The 19,607-nt window shown below is 42.7% G+C and carries 12 protein-coding genes and 3 pseudogenes; 3 read left to right on the top strand and 12 right to left on the bottom strand.

Annotated features, from left to right (window positions below; genetic code table 11):
• Positions 1–16 precede the first annotated feature (16 nt).
• The 10 genes and pseudogenes from ANSO36C_RS19400 to ANSO36C_RS19360 form a co-directional block, all read right to left on the bottom strand.
• On the bottom strand, positions 17–196 hold the full coding sequence (locus ANSO36C_RS19400; protein WP_251955849.1) for a hypothetical protein: 180 nt from the start codon (positions 194–196) through the stop codon (positions 17–19).
• A complete protein-coding gene (locus ANSO36C_RS19395) occupies positions 186–3,017 on the bottom strand; it encodes a pPIWI_RE module domain-containing protein (protein WP_251955848.1) in 2,832 nt (943 codons plus the stop codon). The genes ANSO36C_RS19400 and ANSO36C_RS19395 overlap by 11 nt, the downstream gene beginning before the upstream one ends.
• A 2-nt stretch (positions 3,018–3,019) precedes the next feature.
• The gene (locus tag ANSO36C_RS19390; RefSeq protein ID WP_251955847.1) at positions 3,020–4,606 is read right to left on the bottom strand and encodes a hypothetical protein; all 1,587 of its coding nucleotides are present in this window, start codon (positions 4,604–4,606) and stop codon (positions 3,020–3,022) included.
• 99 nt (positions 4,607–4,705) lie between these two features.
• A complete protein-coding gene (locus tag ANSO36C_RS19385; protein ID WP_251955846.1) occupies positions 4,706–4,864 on the bottom strand; it encodes a hypothetical protein in 159 nt (52 codons plus the stop codon).
• Positions 4,865–4,871: 7 nt separating this feature from the next.
• Positions 4,872–6,263: a pPIWI_RE_Z domain-containing protein gene (locus tag ANSO36C_RS19380; protein ID WP_251955845.1), complete on the bottom strand. Its 1,392-nt coding sequence runs from the start codon at positions 6,261–6,263 to the stop codon at positions 4,872–4,874.
• Positions 6,229–6,387: a hypothetical protein gene (locus ANSO36C_RS34950; protein WP_410174715.1), complete on the bottom strand. Its 159-nt coding sequence runs from the start codon at positions 6,385–6,387 to the stop codon at positions 6,229–6,231. Before ANSO36C_RS34950 ends, ANSO36C_RS19380 begins: the two co-directional genes overlap by 35 nt.
• A gap of 43 nt (positions 6,388–6,430) precedes the next feature.
• A complete protein-coding gene (locus tag ANSO36C_RS19375; protein ID WP_251955844.1) occupies positions 6,431–7,069 on the bottom strand; it encodes a restriction endonuclease-related protein in 639 nt (212 codons plus the stop codon).
• A gap of 146 nt (positions 7,070–7,215) precedes the next feature.
• Positions 7,216–8,406 carry a bifunctional phosphopantothenoylcysteine decarboxylase/phosphopantothenate--cysteine ligase CoaBC gene (gene coaBC / locus ANSO36C_RS19370; protein WP_251955843.1) on the bottom strand — a complete coding sequence of 397 codons (1,191 nt, stop codon included), beginning with the start codon at positions 8,404–8,406 and terminating at the stop codon, positions 7,216–7,218.
• Positions 8,407–8,598: 192 nt separating this feature from the next.
• Positions 8,599–8,811: pseudogene (isiD, locus tag ANSO36C_RS19365) on the bottom strand (protein IsiD).
• Positions 8,812–8,965: 154 nt separating this feature from the next.
• The gene (locus ANSO36C_RS19360) at positions 8,966–9,571 is read right to left on the bottom strand and encodes an alpha/beta hydrolase (protein WP_251960376.1); all 606 of its coding nucleotides are present in this window, start codon (positions 9,569–9,571) and stop codon (positions 8,966–8,968) included.
• Between the two features lie 187 nt (positions 9,572–9,758).
• On the opposite strand from ANSO36C_RS19360, the gene ANSO36C_RS19355 reads away from it, so the two are divergent.
• The 3 genes and pseudogenes from ANSO36C_RS19355 to purH all read left to right on the top strand — a co-directional run bounded on the left by ANSO36C_RS19355 (position 9,759) and on the right by purH (position 17,609).
• On the top strand, positions 9,759–10,820 hold the full coding sequence (locus ANSO36C_RS19355; RefSeq protein WP_251955842.1) for a TIGR03032 family protein: 1,062 nt from the start codon (positions 9,759–9,761) through the stop codon (positions 10,818–10,820).
• Positions 10,821–10,883: 63 nt separating this feature from the next.
• Positions 10,884–15,864, top strand: a pseudogene (locus tag ANSO36C_RS19340) (beta strand repeat-containing protein).
• A gap of 224 nt (positions 15,865–16,088) precedes the next feature.
• Positions 16,089–17,609, top strand: coding sequence for a bifunctional phosphoribosylaminoimidazolecarboxamide formyltransferase/IMP cyclohydrolase (purH, locus tag ANSO36C_RS19335; RefSeq protein WP_251955839.1), 1,521 nt, complete (start codon positions 16,089–16,091; stop codon positions 17,607–17,609).
• A 513-nt stretch (positions 17,610–18,122) separates the two neighbouring features.
• Here purH and ANSO36C_RS19330 read toward each other — a convergent pair.
• Both ANSO36C_RS19330 and ANSO36C_RS19325 read right to left on the bottom strand, forming a co-directional pair.
• Positions 18,123–18,613: pseudogene (locus tag ANSO36C_RS19330) on the bottom strand (orange carotenoid protein N-terminal domain-containing protein).
• Positions 18,614–19,123: 510 nt separating this feature from the next.
• Positions 19,124–19,522 (bottom strand): DUF6335 family protein, encoded by a 399-nt coding sequence (locus tag ANSO36C_RS19325; RefSeq protein ID WP_251955838.1) that lies wholly within the window; start codon positions 19,520–19,522, stop codon positions 19,124–19,126.
• Between the last annotated feature and the right edge of the window lie 85 nt (positions 19,523–19,607).

The raw sequence follows: 19,607 nt of genomic DNA, 5'->3' as shown, positions 1-19,607 counted from the left end.
AAGGTAACAACAATTTCTAGGGGGTTGGAGTAGGCCAGCGACCAGTAAAAGCAGCTTTTTTAGTAAGTTGATGTACCTCTAACCCAGCTTTGTTACAAATTGGCTTTTTAGAATCATCTATTTTTTTAACTAAAGTGTCGGGTGGACGATAGCAACTTTGCCCACGAGCTTTTCTTTGTGGTAATTCACGCGCCACAGATAGATAAAGCTACGCATCTAGTTTGGTTGGTCGCGCTGAGTCGGAATAACCCTGTCGCACTAGATGCTGAGGGAATTTCTAGCGTAGGTGGCAGTTCCTTTAGCTCCTCTTTAGTTCTGGTATCCTCTACAGAAGTTTCTATTATATGTCTAACTTTTTTCTCAATAATGCTAGGGGCAATTTCTTGGCGTATGCGAATTATACGTGCGCTTTGCCAGTCAACCTCCATGTTTTCATGCTTCTGACCAAGATTGATTTTATTAGCATTTATTTTAGTATCAGCTAACCAAGGCCATAGTTGAACGCAGTTGGAAGAATCAATCATCACCAATGGTTGCTTCCCTCCTTCTACAGAATCGGAAATAACCTGTTTCACAAAGTCCATGAATCGAGTCTTGCGTACTTCCTCTTTATCAGCTAGTTTGATAGGAGTAAGTTCAGCAACAAAAGCTCGTGCATCAGAAAAACCTGTCCACGAACTGATTACTAAATTTCCTCTATCATAAGCACAACAAAATTCACATTTACCTGTATCCACATTGATGCGGATTGCTATTGGCAAAAATGTACTCTCTATTTTGCCACGAACGCGACCTTTTTGTTTTCGGACGATTGTAATTACAATAATTTCTTTTGGTCTAGCTTCTGGTGGAATATTTTGCAGGTACTTATCCACTTTTCCTTTGACATCATCAATGCGGCCAGAATGAGCAAATATTAAATCTTTCAGTGCTGACTGCATCCGATGGAAAAAGTCTGCAAGTTTAAGACCGTTTGTTTTCCTTGTCTTTTCAATGGGTAGTAGAAACTGCACAGCAGCACCAACCTTTGCTAGTGCTTGACGAGTTGAAGGTTTGTTAACTTTATCGTCAGGTTTAACAGTGTTTTGACCATTAGGATTTGGATAAAACTGCCGCGCCATTATTAAGCAGAAAGTTGGCTGATTGAGCTTTTTAATCTGTTGTGCAGTAGATTCCCATGCTTTAATTCGCTCGCGCGATCGCTTTTCAGCTTTCTCATCTTTCTCAGGTAAACCTTCTCGTGGCCCGTGGGTATCTTCTGGCAAGCGATTAATTTCTATTTCAAGTGTGTCTCCCCACAAAAGTTGAGTAACCTTCTGCAACAGTTTTGCTTCTGTTTTTAAATGAGCTTCATAAAAGATAAAAAGTGACGGTTGTTCATTGGGATATAATCTCTGCATCGCTGCTTGATTTGCCTGAGTAATGGCTTGAAGATCACCCGTTTGATTTTTTGTGCGCTGGCTGAATTGGAGAGCTTTTCTTCCCCAATGAATACCTTCTAAGCGAATGTCAAAATATTTACTTAGTAAGTCATCAATTTGTTTATCATTGAGTTGATCGAGATATTTCGGAGTAAATTCCAAGTTTGTATTTGTTTCAAGAGCTTCCAAAACACCACCAAGGAGTGTAGGAAGATTAATCATGCGTGTCGCTTTCTGTGCGTTCTTCCAGTCATGGATTGATTTAACCAAAGAATATTTATTGAATACTTGCATTCCTAATGGTTGAAGAATTTGAGCGATCGCTTCAAAAGCGTCTAATTTATCGCGCTCTGGTACACCTGTTTCGATACCATATTTTTCTGGAATTTCCTCATCGTCTTCTGAATTATCTTGAAGTCCATTACGGTAAGTTAGAAGTACCTCACAGCTATTAGTAGAGGCTGAACCTAAAGCGATTTCTTGACCATCACAAGATGACCCAAGATTTAATTCTCTCCGCAGGATTTCAAAATCTTTATCTGTTCTCCAAACCCATTTTACCTGCTCTTCCTTGTTAGTTTTAGCATTTTTGCCTTTTTTATCTCGTTCGCATTTTAATTGATAGTTAAAGGCTCGATCGGTATGCTCTTGAGAAAATATGAAACCGCTAATATTTCTGCGGTCATATTTAGGAGCTTTTAGCTGAGTGAACCAGCGACGTTTAGAAACCTCAACTTTTAATAAAGGTTGATGTAAAGATGGATAAGTAACAACTTCTAAACTTACGACAAAACTGAATTTTCCTTTTGTTCCCTCTAAGGAAATCGGCTCTGTAATCAGTTTTGCAATACCAGAAGTAAATGTGCCATTGCTGAAAATAATGCGTTTCATTGGCTTTAAACCTGGAAAAATTATTTTTCCAGCAATTTGACGAGCCAGATAATCTGCAAGCATTCGATATGCATATTTATCTTTAGGTTGAGTTGTTTCCGTTTCTTTATTCCAAGCCCAAGGTAATACTTGAGATTTGAATGGAGAAACTTTTATTAAATCTCCTCTTTCTTGCACATCCTCTAAGCGCTCAATAATGTTTATTGATATATCCTCCTTCTCAGCAAATGGTTTGAGATAGTTTATTAACCAATCATTAATAATTGGGCGAAGTATTCTATTTATTTCTTCCTCATTGCCACCAGTAAGGTAAACAAAAGGTTCTGGCTCATCTCCCTTGCTAGCATGATAAAATGCACTCTTGCTAAGACCTATCTCTGGTTCAATTCGCGTAGCATCTTTTAGCACTATTTGTAGAAAATTTCGCAATGAGCCATAAGGAAGATTTGTGACATTATCTCCTTGTCGAATCTCGCTAAAACATTGCAAAGCTGCTTTTGTCCAAGTAAGGTTACAACCCTCTACTATAATTGGTAGTAGTTTATCTGGTACGCTAAAAGCCAAAGGAAATTTTGCAATTGGTTTGATTGCACCTTGCTGGATATACAATGTATCTGAGACTAAATCACCTTCAGTTTCTTCGTCTTCGTCTTCTGCCAATAAATCTTCTTCCAATTCAATTTCATTATCAAAGTTATTCATCATTTTTACATCTCCAATAGTGGTGAAAACTCGTCAAAACCTTCTTCTTCATCCGCCGATTCTTCTAAGGAATGTAATTCATCAGGATAAATTACTCCTTGAATGTGCTGTAAAGGTTCTAGAAATGCGCCATACAGTTCTTGATAAATTTCTCGAATTACGGGGTCTTCATGGTTCACACATTCTTCTAAAATAATTCGCATCTGAACCAGCATACTATCTCGTCCAGAGTCGGGTTTACCTTCTGTTGATTTTTTAGCCCAAGCTGCATCAACAAAGTAAACTGATACCGGGCATCCATTCCGCATCCCTCGACCAATTGTTTGCAGAATAGCTACCATTTGATTAGCCATAAATGATTTGAATAGTTCAGGCCATAAACGGCTTGCCATTAAGGGTTCACGTAACAATCTATTGGCAGTTAACCAGAGGTCTTTTCTAGATTGTCGCCAAGCTGTTGCTATGGCATTCAAATCTTCTGTTTCACTAAAAACTCGACTATCAAATTCTTGTGTTGCTCGTCCTGCCAAACTGTACAAAAGCTGCATATCATTTTTGGTAGGATGAGGACGAGTGAGGAAGTAAATCGAGCCAATTGCTGCATCTAGTTTCCTTTCCCCTTTGGTGAAAACTATGTTGACACCTCTACCAATTGCCAGCATGGGAAAAATTAAAATGTCACAGTTTTCATCATCTCCCAATGCTTCACACTGAGCAGAAGTGACAAAATCCTTTGGTTGTTCTCCTTCTCTCAAAGAGTTAACAACTGCTTTTGTATACCTACCAATATCAGGATAATAGTTATTTATGTATTTCTTAATATGGCGAGCTTGATCATAACTGTTAACAACTAAAGCGGCTTTACGTCGAATACCAGACTTAACATCAAATTTATTCATAGCTTTATAAATTTCAGATTTAGTAGTTCCTCCTTTAACAAGAGCATCTACCATCAGCTGAAGATTACGTTTTTGCAGGTCGGGATCGCCTGCGCCACTGTATAGTAAAGGCTGATCACCTCGTTGACTATCTGAAAACCATTTGAAACAATAAGTGCTTTTTGCTGATGTATGATTTTTTGGCTGACGTGCTTTAAGTAAATAATGTGGCCCAGCGTTAATATGATAGGCTGGACTTGCTTGTAAAAATGATGTGGCTGATGTAATTAAAATAGCTGGGCTTGCTTGTCCATTATCTGCTTCTAACAACCGATGAAAGCGGTGCATTAACATCCGAGGCGCACCTACAAATGTAATGTAAGATAATTCCACGTTTCTGGCAGCAGTGCGCGTTGTTAGGGCTTTAAAAAAACTATATTGCACACCAGAAAATGAACCTAAAATGCTTTCTGGAATAAATTTTCTGAGTTCTGGTGATGCAGTAGATTCTACAATAGGATCACGAATAAAGCCTTCTGCAACCATTGTTCTTGTTCCTGGTACAATTCGCTGATAACCCAAAATTACGAATGTAACAGTTATCAGTAATTTAATTAAATCCTCAGCTTCGATAGTTAATTGATGCTTGGGAAAACAGAGTTTGAAAAATAATTCGATAATTTCTTGAACGATCGCATCACGGTGTTTAATCAAATTTTCAGCTAAGTAGCGCCGAAAATGCTGAATGAGAGTATTCCATTGCTGTTCTAAGTTTCTTTATTTATGCCTATGTAATGAGGCCAAAAATCAGCTTTAAAAATCTTGAGGGTTATTAACACCTGTGCGGTCATAAAAGGCGTTATATGCTGCTTTTTCCCAAAATTCCGCTAAAGCTCGACTTCTGGTAACTTCTGTTTTGGCTTCTTGTTCATCAATTTCATCTTGCTTAGTAGATTTTTTAACACTATTCAAGAGTTCGCTAACAATCCGTTAATACAGTCAGTAATTGATTTTCGTAGCGTTCTTTTACCCGCGACGCTGACATATTATGGATGGTGGTAATCAAAGAGGTATTATGATTGCCAAATTCCGCTAAGTCACGACTATAAAGTTCTATATCCCGATCAAATAGTCGATAGTTTTCACCACGAGCAAAGCGATTAAGAATTTGTTCGAGAATGACTCTATGAATCGATCGCTCTGAGCCGGAAATACTTAAAGTTGCAGCCCCATAATCATCTAAGACTTTCTGCACCATGTCGCCTTCGTCGAAAACCACTAGGTCAAAAGTTCGGGCAATTAATTCAAAATATCGTAATTGTTCGTAAGTCGCATGGGGTGATATTTGAGTATCGAGCGATCGCACATGACCAACCCAAATATTAGCATCCAATAAATCTCGCTGTGCTTTGTTACGACCGCACATTGTCCAGAGGGGACACAGGCATTTTTTCATCTTTCCCTGTTTCCCCCCTCCTTGCAATACCTCATTGCAAGGTGCATAACCAAAGCCCCACAAAGACATATCCGCAGTTGAAAAGGCTGGTAGAACGCAGTTCAGTCCAAAAACTTCTGCCTGTTCTAAGCTGTAAGCAAAACCACCATTGTTTCCTATAGCAGCGATCGCTTCTGCAATATTATCTGCATGGCGACGACGAGTTTCATCACCTTGACCGACAAGCATTCCCACCTTAACTTGATGAAATGCCAAATCAGCCATGTACTGTCTAGCAACTTCAATTGAGGGGAATACAAACATTGCTTTATAAGCATGTAGCCCCAACCAGACAGCTATCAACACCAGTAAGGTAGTTTTACCCGACCCTGGCAAACCAATTAAGTGCTTAATATCCTCTAATTCCAGCACATCATCTTCTTTCCGCAGTCCTTTTCCAGCCTCTGACACCATCAGGTCAAAGCGTTCAAAGCGATCTGCCCAGTTCCCAGACCGTCGTTCAGGATATTGCTGTTCACGCTCGTCCATTTCAATAGCCAAATCACGCAGTTCTTTTAGGGGAATGCGAATCTTTCCTCTTGGTTGGCGGTTGAGGGAATGTGTGCGATGTGCAGCGATCGGGGCAGAGATACGCGGAATGTCTAGTTTCACCGAGGTTGAGTCTTCACCTAACGCCACAGCCATTGGCTGACGAGGATCGGCAACTGTAAAACCATAGGTATCGTAGGGCAAAGGGTTACTGAGAATTTGCCGCGCCTTTGTAATTTGCGAATCTTCTAAAGCATCAGTCCTTTGAAAGTGAAGTGTTTCAATATCAATTTCATACGTCCCTTGAGTATTGTTGGAGTAATGATAATTGTTATAGAGAGCAATTGCGTGCTTAACTGATTGGTGCGTTACATAAGCCAGTGACATCTGCCGCATATTGAAAATAGCTTGACGGGCTTGTGCAAAGGCAGGTGCATTTAAAAATGCTGGCCATGCCTGACATAACTACTGGTGCATACTCCAGTGAATTAGTGCCGATAAATTCTTCCATGAAGACGCAAAGCCAACAAATTCGCTCTGCACCTTTCCAAGAATCAGGTTTGGTTCGCATAGGGCATCTTCTTTAAAAACTCAATGACGGAGGAGACTGACATAATTTCTAAACTGGCCGCATCACCTTTTTTCTCAAGTGTTGATTTGAGGGTAGAAATGTAGCTTGGGTTATCCTCAATTAAGCGATCGCTCACAGCCAAAATCCGACGACGATAATAAATCAGCCCGCCAATACTACGATTGAGACGCAAACCTAAAGTCACTGGACTTGTATAGGACTTAGCATCAATCCCAATTGTTCGTTCATTAATTGCTATATCGCATAAATCTGACTCTGGATAAAGTTCAGCGTTTAAGCTACTTTGTTTTGCGCTATCAAAAATGGCTAATTCATCAATTGCTGGGCCTGTCCAGTAGGTGAGAATTTGCGGCTTGGCAATGCGTAAAATATCTTTGTTGGGATCTAGTTTCTCGGATACTTTTGGCAATTCATGACCAATACACTGGCGAATGGGACAGCGCCCTTGTGGAAAAAGTTTATTGTTAGGATGAAGTCGCATCAGTGTGCCGCAGTATGCACAACGGTTTGCTAAACCATCAATTAGCCAGATATCCGGTAATAGGTCGAAAAATCTATCAATAATCATTCCCTGTAAAGGAGTTAAGTCATTTTCAAGCAAGTAATCTAATAGTTGGCGTTGTCCTATCAGAGAATGCCTACCAAATAACTCTCGTAATGCAGTGTAATTCGCAATGTCAATACATCAGCAAGACGCAAAGAGAAATTTTTGTATCTTGGCACGCTACTAGAGATTGAGGAACTTAGTCAAAATAAGACAAAATCAAATAATTGATGTGCCATTTCTAATTTAGAACAAGGTGCGATCGCTACTTGCCGTCCTTGATAATCTAAAAATATCGCTTGATTATTATCGCTACCAAAACCACTATCAGGTTGATCGATGGGATTGGCAACAATCGCATCGAGTTTTTTATTCTGTAACTTTTCTAACGCAGGTTTGATAATATCCCCGCTTTGTGCCGCAAAACCAATTAATATCTGATGTGGCTGTTTAATTTTTGCTAATTGGGCGACTATATCCGTTACTAGTTCTAGGGGTAAGGCTTGGGGGAGCGATCGCTTGGGCAATTTTTCTGTACTATAATTCTTTGGCTTCACATCTGCCACGGCTGCTGACATCACAATTACATCAGCGTTGGGTAAATATTCCAGCATTGCCTGGTGCATTTGCTCGGCACTAATGACGGGAATTGCTTGCACTCCTAATGGTACATCCCAATTAGCTGGGCCATGTACTAGGGTGACGTTTGCCCCTCGGTGAAGTGCGGCTTGGGCTAAAGCTAATCCCATTTTACCTGTGGAAGGATTGCCAATAAACCTTACTGGGTCAAGAAACTCTCGCGTTCCCCCAGCACTAATTAACACTCGTTTACCTGCTAAATCCCGTTTACCTTGAGTGTGTAACAGCGATTGGATGTGAGCCAAAATTTCTGGAGGTTCTGCTAATCTCCCAGCACCGATGCGATCGCACGCTAATAATCCTGATGCTGTATTCATCCCATGATATCGGCTATCGATCAATAGCTGTTGCCAATTTCGCTGCACTGATAGCTGTTCCCACATATCCGTATTCATTGCGGGTGCTAACAGCACGGGACAAGTAGAAGCCAGCACGGTATTTGTAAGTAAATTATCAGCCATTCCGTGGGCTAACTTGGCTAATGTATTAGCTGTTAAAGGAGCAATTACCATGACATCTGCCCATTCACCCAACTCAATATGCAACGGGCGAGAGTGAGTTGGTTGCCAAAAATCATCATCTGTGTAGGCTCGATGACGAGATAGGGTAGCTATTGTCAGAGGCGTGATAAATTCTTGCGCGGAACGGGTGAGGATAACTCGAACCTCCACCCCAGTTTTAAACAGCGTCGAAACTAATGGACATACTTTGTAGGCGGCGATACCGCCACCTACAGCAATTAGAACCCTGTTCAATTTGGATTTTGCGAAAAGTTGTAAGGAGGGTTTCCCTCCGTAGCAAACTTTTCAAGACGGATTTTGGATTTTGGATTAAGTGGTAATGGCATTAGAAGTCTCGGAGCAACCAGGTAATACATTAACCGTGATAATCTTCGATTTTAGCCAGTTGACCCCAATCTAAAATCTAAAATTTAAAATCCAAAATTATTACGCTTCATCGTAAGGTTCCAAGTCTAAGAGGTAGATATAGGGTTCAACTAACTCTGGGCGCTGAAATGCGATCGCTCGCAATAAATGCCAATCATTTAAACCCCTCAAAAGCATTACTATAATTATCTAGCTCCAGACGTGTTGCTAGTTCTTCTACTTCTGCCACAGTCATGCAGCAATTTCTTTCCTGGAAATGCTTAGAGTTGTCATAATGCTCGCCCCTCCCTTATGCAGCACTCGCCTTCAGCATGGGTTAAGTTGCACTGAACGCAGCCACCCAATATATATTACTCATTAGAAGGCATTGATTTCGTGAAAATTGTCAGAATTTGTACCAGAATTTATAAAAAATTCGTAATCCTGACTAACCAATTGTATTTACAACGAAATTTCGTAGCACCTCTAACGTTTGTGGATTTATTTCATGCCCCATATCAAATTCGTGGTATTCTACCGCCACTTTTAGAGACTTTAGAGTTTCTCTTGCCTTCAAAGCAGCTTGTAGAGGCACAACTTCATCATACCTCCCGTGGCTGATTAAAGTCGGCGGAATCCCTTTTTGATCTGCCGTTACTGCATCAGGATGTAAATACCCACTCATAACAACTAAACCTGCTAAGGGCAATTTTGAGCCGACATCTAAAGTCATTGCCCCGCCTTGAGAAAATCCGCTTAAAATGGTGCGTGACAAAGGTACACCAGTGGTACTTTCTAAAGATTGCAAAAAATCTATTAGCAGTTGCCGACTTTCTGCCAATCCTTGATACATATTCTCCACCCGTAGGTCATACCATGCCCTCCCTACTGGGGAATAGGGATAAGGGTAAGGTGCGTTGGGTAATACAAATTGGTAATCAGGTAAGTTGAGCAAGGGTAACAAAGACGCTACATCTTCAGCATTAGCTCCCCAACCATGCAAAGTGACAATTAAGCCTGCGGGGGGTTGAGTGGCTTCTTTTTTAACGGTGATAGCTTGTAAAGACAGAGGTTTACTCCTAAAATTCTACTTTTTTAATAGATTCTATCTGCTTGCCCAAAGATACAAAAATTGACTTATGAGTATTCAGTAAATAACTTTACATGACCTTGCTTCAGTGATAATAGGGAACAAGGAAGGAGGAGCTAACAATTATAAACTTTCATACTGAGGAAAAAAAATGAATCAAAATCCTGTAGCTGCTTCCTTGGAGTTGAATGCTTCCCGCCAGTTCACTCCGTGGCTGTTCGAGCAAAATCTGAGTTTGGCGTTTACCACCTATCAAGCAGGTAAATTATTTTTCATCGGCTTGCAATCTAGCGGCAAACTATCAGTATTCGAGCGCACCTTTGAGCGTTGCATGGGATTGTATGCCCAAGGTAGCAGCTTGTATATGAGTTCGCTATATCAACTGTGGCGTTTTGAAAACATTCTACAACCGGGACAAATCCATAGCAACTATGATGCTGTGTATTTGCCGCAGGTGAGTTATGTGACTGGAGACTTAGATATCCACGATATCGCCCTGAGTAATTCTCAAGCAGATAGCGATACACAGAATTTAGTATTTGTCAATACCCTATTTAGCTGTTTAGCTAGAGTCAGTCAAACGCACAGTTTCATACCCCTGTGGCAACCGCCGTTTATTAGTAAATTGGCAGCAGAAGACAGGTGTCACCTTAACGGGTTAGCACTGCGAGATGGTCAACCCAGATACGTCACTGCTGTGAGTCAGTCGGATGTGGCAGAAGGATGGCGGGATAGGCGAGCTGATGGTGGTTGCGTCATTGATGTCGAAAGTAACGAGATACTGATCACAGGACTTTCCATGCCCCATTCTCCTCGGTGGTATAAAGAGAAACTGTGGTTACTCAACTCTGGGACTGGAGATTTTGGCTACCTAGATTTAGAACGGGGCAGTTTTGAACCTGTGGCTTTTTGTCCGGGATATATGCGCGGTTGTGCATTTCATGGTGATTTTGCGATCGTCGGAGTTTCTCAGCCCAGGCACAACAAGACTTTTAGTGGGTTGCCTTTAGACGAGAAATTGTTTCAGAAAAATGCTGAACCTCGCTGTGGGTTACTGGTGATTGACCTGAAAAGCGGGGATATTGTGCATTCTTTGCGAATAGAGGGGGCAGTACTGGAATTATACGATGTGGTGGCACTACCGGGGGTGCGTCGTCCAATGGCGATCGGCTTTAAGAGTGATGAAATTCGGCGGATGGTGACGATGGGATGAAAGACATGATAATTTCACCTCTCTACAGATGACAAACAACACAACGAAAGAGAATCAACAACAATGGCTAATGCAGTTTTAAATCTATCTGAGCTTAACGGCAGCAACGGCTTCGTGATTAACGGTATTGATGCGAGTGACTATTCAGGTTTCTCAGTCAGCAGTGCGAGGGATATTAACGGCGACGGCATCGATGACCTGATTATCGGGGCACCCAATGCCGACCCCAACGGTCGGCTTTATGCAGGTGAGAGCTACGTGGTGTTTGGTCGCAATAGTGGCTTTGGTGTCCAATTTAACCTCTCATCTCTGGATGGCAGCAACGGCTTTGTGATTAACGGCATTGATGAGCGTGACTTCTCAGGCGTTTCTGTCAGCAGTGTGGGGGATATCAACGGCGACGGCTTCGATGACCTGATTATTGGGGCAAATGGTGCCGACCCCAACGGTCAAAATAATGTAGGTGAGAGCTACGTGGTGTTTGGCAACAATAGTGGTTTTGGGGCCCAATTCAACCTCTCATCTCTGGATGGCAGCAACGGCTTTGTGATTAACGGCATTAATGTAGATGACTACTCAGGTTTTCCAGTCAGCAGTGCGGGGATATTAACGGCGACGGCATAGATGACCTGATTATCGCGGCAAGAGATGCCGACCCCAACGGTCAAAATAATGCAGGGTGAGAGCATACGTGGTGTTTGGCAGCAATAGTGGCTTTGGTGCCCAATTCAATCTCTCATCTCTGAATGGCAGCAACGGCTTTGTGATTAACGGCATTAATGTAGATGACTACTCAGGCACTTCTGTCAGCAGTGCAGGCGATATCAACGGCGACGGCATCGATGACCTGATTATCGGGACAAGATATTTTGAATTCTACAATCAGTATCAGCGTAATTCAGAGGAGAGCTACGTGGTGTTTGGTAGCAATAGTGGCTTTGATGCTCAATTCAACCTCTCATCTCTGAATGGCAGCAACGGCTTTGTAATTAACGGCAGTGTGGGTTACTCAGGTTTTTTAGTCAACACTGCGGGAGATATCAATGGCGACGGCTTCGATGACCTGATTCTAGCGGCAAAAATTACCGACTCCGAAGATCAGTTTGGTGCAGCGTCAAGCTACGTGGTGTTTGGCAGCAATAGTGGCTTTGGTGCCCAATTTAACCTCTCGTCCCTGAATGGCAGCAATGGCTTTGTGATTAGCGGCAGTGATGCAGATGACAGCTTAGGCAGTTCTGTCAGCAGTGCGGGAGATATCAACGGCGACGGCTTCGATGACCTGATTATCACGGCAAGCGCTGCCTCCCCCAACGGTCAGTTTCGTGCAGGGTCAAGCTACGTGTTGTTTGGTCGTAGCAGTGGTTTTGGCACCCCATTCAACCTCTCATCTCTGGATGGCAGCGAGGGTTTTGTCATTAACGGCATTGCTCCCGGTGACTACTCAGGCGGTTCTGTCAGCAGTGCGGGAGATATCAACAGCGACGGCTTCGATGACCTGATTATTGGGGCAACTGGTGCCGACCCCAACGGTCAGTCTAGAGCAGGGTCAAGCTACGTGGTCTTTGGTTTTGCATCACCTACACCTACTAATAAACCTCCTGTCGCGGTTAACGACACGGTTAGCACCGACGAAGACACTGCCGTTAACATAGAGATATTAGCTAACGACAGCAACTTCCTAACGGTGTCGGCTGTCAATGGTAATACAGTTGTTGTTGGCACTGCCATTACCCTGAGTTCTGGGGCCTTAGTTACCCTTAATGCTAATGGCAGCTTGACCTATGACCCGAATGCTTCATTTGAAGTTTTGACTGTCGGTGAAAGCGGCACTGACAGCTTTACATACACCACTAACAATGGCAGCTTGAGTAACACAGCTAGCGTCAACTTGACCATTAATGGAGTCAATGAAGCACCTCAGTTTACTTCATTTAACCTCTCATCTTTGGATGGCAGCAACGGCTTTGTGATTAACGGCATTAATGAGCGTGACTCGTCAGGTCGTTCTGTCAGCAATGTGGGGGATGTTAATGGCGACGGCTTCGATGACCTGATTATTGAGACATCAGGTGCCTCCCCCAACGGTCAGCGTTATGCAGGGTCAAGCTACGTGGTGTTTGGTAGCAATAGTGGCTTTGGTGCCCAATTTAACCTCTCGTCCCTGAATGGCAGCAACGGCTTTGTGATTAACGGCATTGATGAGCGTGACAACTTAGGCAGTTCTGTCAGCAGTGCGGGGGATGTTAACGGCGACGGCTTCGATGACCTGATTGTCGGGGCAACAGGTGTTTCCCCCAACGGTCAGCGTTATGCAGGGTCAAGCTACGTGGTGTTTGGCAGCAATAGTGGCTTTGATGCCCAATTCAATCTTTCCTCCCTGAATGGCAGCAACGGCTTTGTGATTAACGGTATTAATGAGCGTGACTTCTCAGGCGGTTCTGTCAGCAGTGCGGGGGATGTTAACGGCGACGGCTTCGATGACCTGATTATTGGGGCAGATCGTGCCGACCCCAATGGTCAAAATAATGCAGGTTCAAGCTACGTGGTGTTTGGCACCAATAGTGACTTTGATGCCCAATTCAATCTTTCCTCTCTGAATGGCAGCAACGGCTTTGTGATTAACGGCATTGATGTGAGTGACTACTCAGGCCGTTCTGTCAGCAGTGCGGGGGATGTTAACGGCGACGGCTTTGATGACCTGATTATCCTCGCGGCAAGCTCAGGGTCAAGCTACGTGGTGTTTGGCAGCAATAGTGGCTTTGATGCCCAATTCAACCTCTCATCTCTGGATGGCAGCAACGGCTTTGTGATTAACGGTGACTTCTCAGACAGTTCTGTCAGCAGTGCGGGGGATGTTAACGGCGACGGCTTCGATGACCTGATTATTGGGGGAGATCGTGCCGACCCCAACGGTCAGAGTTATGCAGGGTCAAGCTACGTGGTGTTTGGCAGCAATAGTGGCTTTGATGCCCAATTCAACCTCTCAACCCTCAACGGCAGTAACGGCTTTGTGATTAACGGCATTAATAGCGATGACAGATCAGGCACTTCTGTCAGCAGTGCGGGGGATGTTAACGGCGACGGCTTTGATGACCTGATTATTGGGGCATATGGTGCCTCCCCCAACGGTCAGTTTCGTGCAGGGTCAAGCTACGTGGTGTTTGGCAGCAATAGTGACTTTGATGCCCAATTTAACCTCTCAACCCTCAACGGCAGCAACGGCTTTGTGATTAACGGCATTGATGTGGGTGACGTCTCAGGCAGTTCTGTCAGCAATGCGGGGGATGTTAACGGCGACGGCTTCGATGACCTGATTATTGGGGCAAGAGATGCCGACCCCAACGGTCAGCCTTATGCAGGTGAGAGCTATGTGGTGTTTGGCTTTCAGACTGCGGCAGCCACTAATGAAGATACCTCCGTTAACATATTTGCTAGCAATATCATACGTAGGTATACAGATATGAATGGTGATACCTTAACTATTAGTGATTTCGCTAACCCCAGCAACGGCATACTGACACTTAACGACAATAACACTCCAGACAACCCAAGCGACGACTTCTTCATCTACACCCCCAATGCCAACTTTAGCGGCACTGATAGCTTCACTTTCACTGTCGCTGACGGCAATGGCGGTAGCACTACCAATACTTTCAACCTTAATGTCAAGCCCGTCAACGATGCACCCGTGGCAGCTAATGATAGTTTGACTACTGGTTTCAATACTGCACTAAGTATCCCAGCTAGCGATCTGTTAGCTAATGATACTGACATCGATCGCAATAACCTCAGCATTACTGGGGTTAGCAGTGCAACCAACGGTACTGCTGTACTGAATGATAACGGCACTCAGGACAACTCGACAGATGATTTCATCGTCTTTACCCCAATTAATGGGTTTAGTGGTGATGCCAATTTTAATTACACCATCAGCGATGGTAGTCTGACTAGTACTGCTAGAGTTGCGATCGCTGTTGGTGCTAACATCACTGGGAATAATGGCGACGATAACATCTCTGCGGGTGACGGCAACGATAACATCTCTGGTGGCAATGGCAATGACACCATTGCCGGCAATGGGGGCTACGATACCATCTCCGGTGGCAATGGCAATGATACCTTTGTCTTGGGACTTGGCGATGGCAATGACACCATCACCGATTTTGCTGGTACTGGTATTGGTTCAAATCCATCAACAACGGTGATTAGTCAATTGGATACGTTGCAATTTATCGGTAGTAGTTTAACTGCCCGAAATCTTCAACTTACTCAAAATGGTAATAACTTAGAACTCACCTTTTTCGATACAGCTTCTACCAAAGTTACCTTGCAAAACTTCCAATTAGAAAACTTGGATAATCTGCCAGGAAAGGGTTCACGTCCAGCTATCGGTAATATCCTCTTTGATGAGCAGACTAATGTAACTGACACTTTTGATGTCTTCAATGCCAACTCTACTCAAACTAATCTGTTTAACAAGAACACCGTCACCTTTCTGAATGAGCTTAACAATAATGTCGCGGGTTTTGACAACTCCAATGATGTAATTAATGGTCAAGGGGGTAATGACATCATTAATGGTAATAGTGGTGATGACCTATTGCGGGGTGAGTCGGGCGATGATGTTCTCATCGGTTCTGAAGGTAATGATAATCTTGTGGGTGGCAATGGCAATGATATTCTTATTGGTGGTGTAGGTGCTGACAAATTCCTTTACAACACCAATGCGGAGTTTTCTACCACTGTTGTTGGAATTGATGCTATTACTGACTTCAACAGTTCTCAAGGTGATAAGATTTTACTAGATAAAACTACCTTTAGTGCAATTACTTCTGCTACGGGAACAGGTTTCAGTTATCAGAGTGATTTTCAAGTCACAAATTTAGCGGGGACTAGCACAGCGAAAATTGTCTACGATGCTGTGAGTGGAGAGTTATTTTACAATCAAAATGGCAGCGCGGCTGGTTTTGGCAGTGGTGGCCTATTTGCAACTTTAACTGGTGCGCCAACTCTCACGGCATCAGATTTTCTGTTGCAAGCATAGTTTGCCCAAAACTCAGTAATCAGTTTCAAATAACTGATTACTGTTCACTGATTTAACAATATCCTTTTTGATTGTGTCAGTGAGTTACGGAGAACCTGTCCGCCTCCTGTTGTTGTCACGTTACTACCGTATCTCAGAATGATTCTTAAAAGTCTTGAAGTGAACCAAGGCTTATGCAAAACTTGAGATCCTTCGCTTCTAGCCTAATTTTAAGGAATTGATCAATGGCGCGTCTAGCCCTGCTGAGTGTATCTAACAAAACTGGTTTAATTGACCTAGCCCGTAGCTTGGTTGAAGAATTTGACTTTGATTTAATCAGCAGTGGGGGAACAGCCCAAGCACTCAAAGATGCGGGACTCCCTGTTACGAAAGTTGCAGATTATACAGGCTCACCAGAAATTTTAGGTGGTCGAGTCAAAACCCTGCATCCCCGAATTCATGGCGGAATTTTGGCGCGGCGAGATGTTTCGCAAGATATTACAGATTTAGAAAATAACCAAATTCGCCCGATTGATTTAGTGGTGGTGAATCTATATCCTTTTGAGGAAACGATCGCTAAATCAGGGGTAACATTATTAGAAGCTGTTGAGCAAATTGATATCGGTGGCCCAGCAATGCTACGGGCATCATCGAAAAACTTCGCCCATCTCGCTGTATTATGCGATCCAGCACAGTATGACGAGTATTTGGAGGAATTGCGCCAAAATAACGGCGTAGCATCCCTAGAGTTTCGGCAAAAGGCGGCATTAAAAGGATTTTCGCACACTGCTAGTTATGATCAAGCGATCGCATCTTACCTCGCAGAAGCACAGCAATACACCCTTAGCGGCACACAATTACAATCTCTGCGTTACGGCGAAAATCCACATCAACCCGCCACTTGGTATCAAACTGGTACTACTCCAACAGGATGGACAGCCGCAACGAAACTCCAAGGCAAAGAACTTAGTTACAATAACTTAGTTGATTTAGAAGCAGCACGCCGAATTATTGCTGAATTTACTGATACTCCAGCAGCTACAATTATCAAACATACAAATCCGTGTGGTACGGCACTAGGCAACACGATTGTGGAAGCATATCAAAAAGCTTTCAATGCTGATTCTGTTTCTGCCTTTGGTGGCATTGTTGCTCTCAATCGTCCGATTGATAATGATACAGCAAGCGAGTTAACCAAAACATTTTTAGAATGTGTGGTTGCACCGAGTTGTGAAGCGGATGCTCAAGAAATTCTGGCAAAGAAATCTAACGTCCGGGTTTTAACTCTAGCAGATTTGAGCAGTGGCCCTAAAGATACAGTGAAAGCGATCGCAGGTGGTTTTCTTGTCCAAGCTAGCGATGATATAATTGCAGACACTAGTCAATGGCAAGTTGTGACTGAACGTCAACCCACCGACAGCGAATTAGCCGAATTGCTGTTTGCGTGGAAAGTTTGCAAACACGTTAAATCTAATGCCATTGTTGTAACTAGCGATCGCACTACACTAGGAGTAGGCGCTGGTCAAATGAACCGCGTCGGCTCAGTTAAAATAGTCCTAGAACAAGCTGGAGAAAAAGCCAAAGGTGCAATTCTAGCCAGCGATGGATTCTTCCCCTTTGATGATTCTGTGAAAATAGCCGCAGCAGCAGGAATTACAGCCATCGTCCAACCAGGGGGAAGTGTACGCGATAAAGATTCAATCAGAGCTGCTAACGAACTAGGTTTGCTGATGGTCTTAACTGGTGTACGTCACTTTTTACACTAAATTATTGACCGCAGGGTGTGCAGTTTAGAAAGTGTCACATACCTCACTTGCCTTTTGATTGAATTAGTGATATGTTTTAGTCGTGTGTGAGGAGCAAGTTAAGAATAAAAAGCGCCTGGGGTGGAAACACGGCAACACTCCCAAGCGCTTTTTAATTTGCATATAGAAATTAGATTCCTTGTGCGATTTTAAAAGTGTCACTCAGTATACTTGCGATCTGATGAAAGTAGTGATACTTTATATTTGTGTGTGAGGAGCAAGTTAAGAATAAAAAGTGCCTGGGGTGGAAACACGGCAACACTCCCAGGCACTTTTTAATTTGCATATAGAAATTAGGATCTAAAGTGAATAGCATTAAGATATGGATGATGACAGAGTAAGAGCTTTAGTTCTTACTCTGTGTTTATTAATGCTTTTATTCTGAATGAAGTTGGTATAGCTACCATCGTCATTTTGAGACTAAATAGGCAGCTTTAAGCAGTCTAAAAAGTTGAAAAGCTCAGTTCTAAATTGCTAAATTTCAGCACCTGCTTTTGGTTCTGCCCCCATTGGCGAAACATAATCACGGAAAAGAGTAATTTGTTGCTCAAACTCTAATCCTTGAATTCTGCCAAACAACTCTTGACATTCTGAGGGAAGTTGATAGTCAGAAGGTACAGGAATGATAGTACCATCATCCATACCTTGAGATAATCGATACCAAAATAGTAGCTTAGTGGTATCACCCAAAGAACCATATTCACGAGAAATTAAGGTATCCACTTTATTAATCAAGTCACGCTGGACTTGTAATTGTTCTTCGTGAGATAATTCCTTAACTTGATTAAACAAACCTTCCGCAATTTCTGGTGAAACAGTGCTAGCACCAGGAGCAGCCGGTGTAATCGACTTACCCATTCTTTGTAAATGAACCAAAACAAAGCCAGTTGTTGATCCACATCCAACTGTTGCCAAGCTTGGACATGCTCACGAATAGTTGGATCGCCAGTTTGTGTAAATGTCATTATTAACTCCGATTGTAATTTATCAGTTCTATTAGTAACGTTACCAAATGTACATTTAACGTTTTACCCTACTGAAGACAGATGTATTAAAATCAGAAAGAAGAATAATTATAAGCAGAACATAAATCGGGTAAAGTATAGTCTAACTTTAGAAAGAAGCATTAAATTTAGATATAAATGCAATATAAAACTCATATTTTATTTCTGAAAACATTCAGTACAACTCAAATAGGCTTCTTGGCTGCTACACAACTAATTATGCCTACACCAACCACGTTGCGCGAACAGAAATCAAAGCGGATTGCTATATCAAAAGCTAAAATAATGCTTGGGAAAGGCAATGTAAAAACCTGGTAATTTCAATCCTGCCAAATTGAGAGATTTTCGAGATATGTTTCGATAGATAGATGATTCCTTTTATTGTGACAGTGCTTATAAAAGCACTGCCCAATTTAGCCACATCAAATTTTTGAATTCACAGTAGGAATACGGCTTCTGGTTTTGTTAAGCTTATTCTCCCCGCTCTTGATAATCTTCAGAAGACTTTGGATCTAACTCCCAGCGATCGCCATCACGATCCTCTAAAATATCATTGGTATGGAGAAACTCAGAATCAGCCATTTCTAGCCCTACTGCTGCTTCTAGCTCCTCAGTCACATTTTTACCGGGAGTGGAAGTACTACCACCAACAGCTTCATCCCCAACTGCATCTGCATCTTGCCAATAAGCATCAACATCTCCACCAGTGAGTTCAGGACTAGTTTCTGTATACTCCTGTCTCTCTGCTCTCATTGAACGCCCACCAATATTGTATCCCGGCAACTCTTTTACACCAGTACCGTAGGATTCGGTAATTTCCTGTGGCAAATCATTGGTTTGAATTTCGTCATTATGATTTTTTTCTGCCATGATACTAGCCTTTTTCTGCATTCTCACAATAGCGTTTTCCGGCTACGAAGTTATCTTACTAGAGATGTATAGCTTTAGAAATAAA

The organism is Nostoc cf. commune SO-36, from assembly GCF_023734775.1.
In the GTDB taxonomy this organism is placed as follows: Bacteria; Cyanobacteriota; Cyanobacteriia; order Cyanobacteriales; family Nostocaceae; genus Nostoc; species Nostoc commune_A.
This window is presented reverse-complemented; position numbering and strand designations above follow the sequence as displayed.

Bases quoted from the DNA above. Each gene is read 5' to 3' on its own strand.
- purH (WP_251955839.1), top strand. From the start codon at position 16,089: ATGGCGCGTCTAGCCCTGCTGAGTGTATCTAACAAAACTGGTTTAATT.
- ANSO36C_RS19380 (WP_251955845.1), bottom strand. From the start codon at position 6,263: ATGTCACTGGCTTATGTAACGCACCAATCAGTTAAGCACGCAATTGCT.
- ANSO36C_RS19395 (WP_251955848.1), bottom strand. From the start codon at position 3,017: ATGATGAATAACTTTGATAATGAAATTGAATTGGAAGAAGATTTATTG.
- ANSO36C_RS19325 (WP_251955838.1), bottom strand. From the start codon at position 19,522: ATGGCAGAAAAAAATCATAATGACGAAATTCAAACCAATGATTTGCCA.
- ANSO36C_RS34950 (WP_410174715.1), bottom strand. From the start codon at position 6,387: ATGGAAGAATTTATCGGCACTAATTCACTGGAGTATGCACCAGTAGTT.
- ANSO36C_RS19355 (WP_251955842.1), top strand. From the start codon at position 9,759: ATGAATCAAAATCCTGTAGCTGCTTCCTTGGAGTTGAATGCTTCCCGC.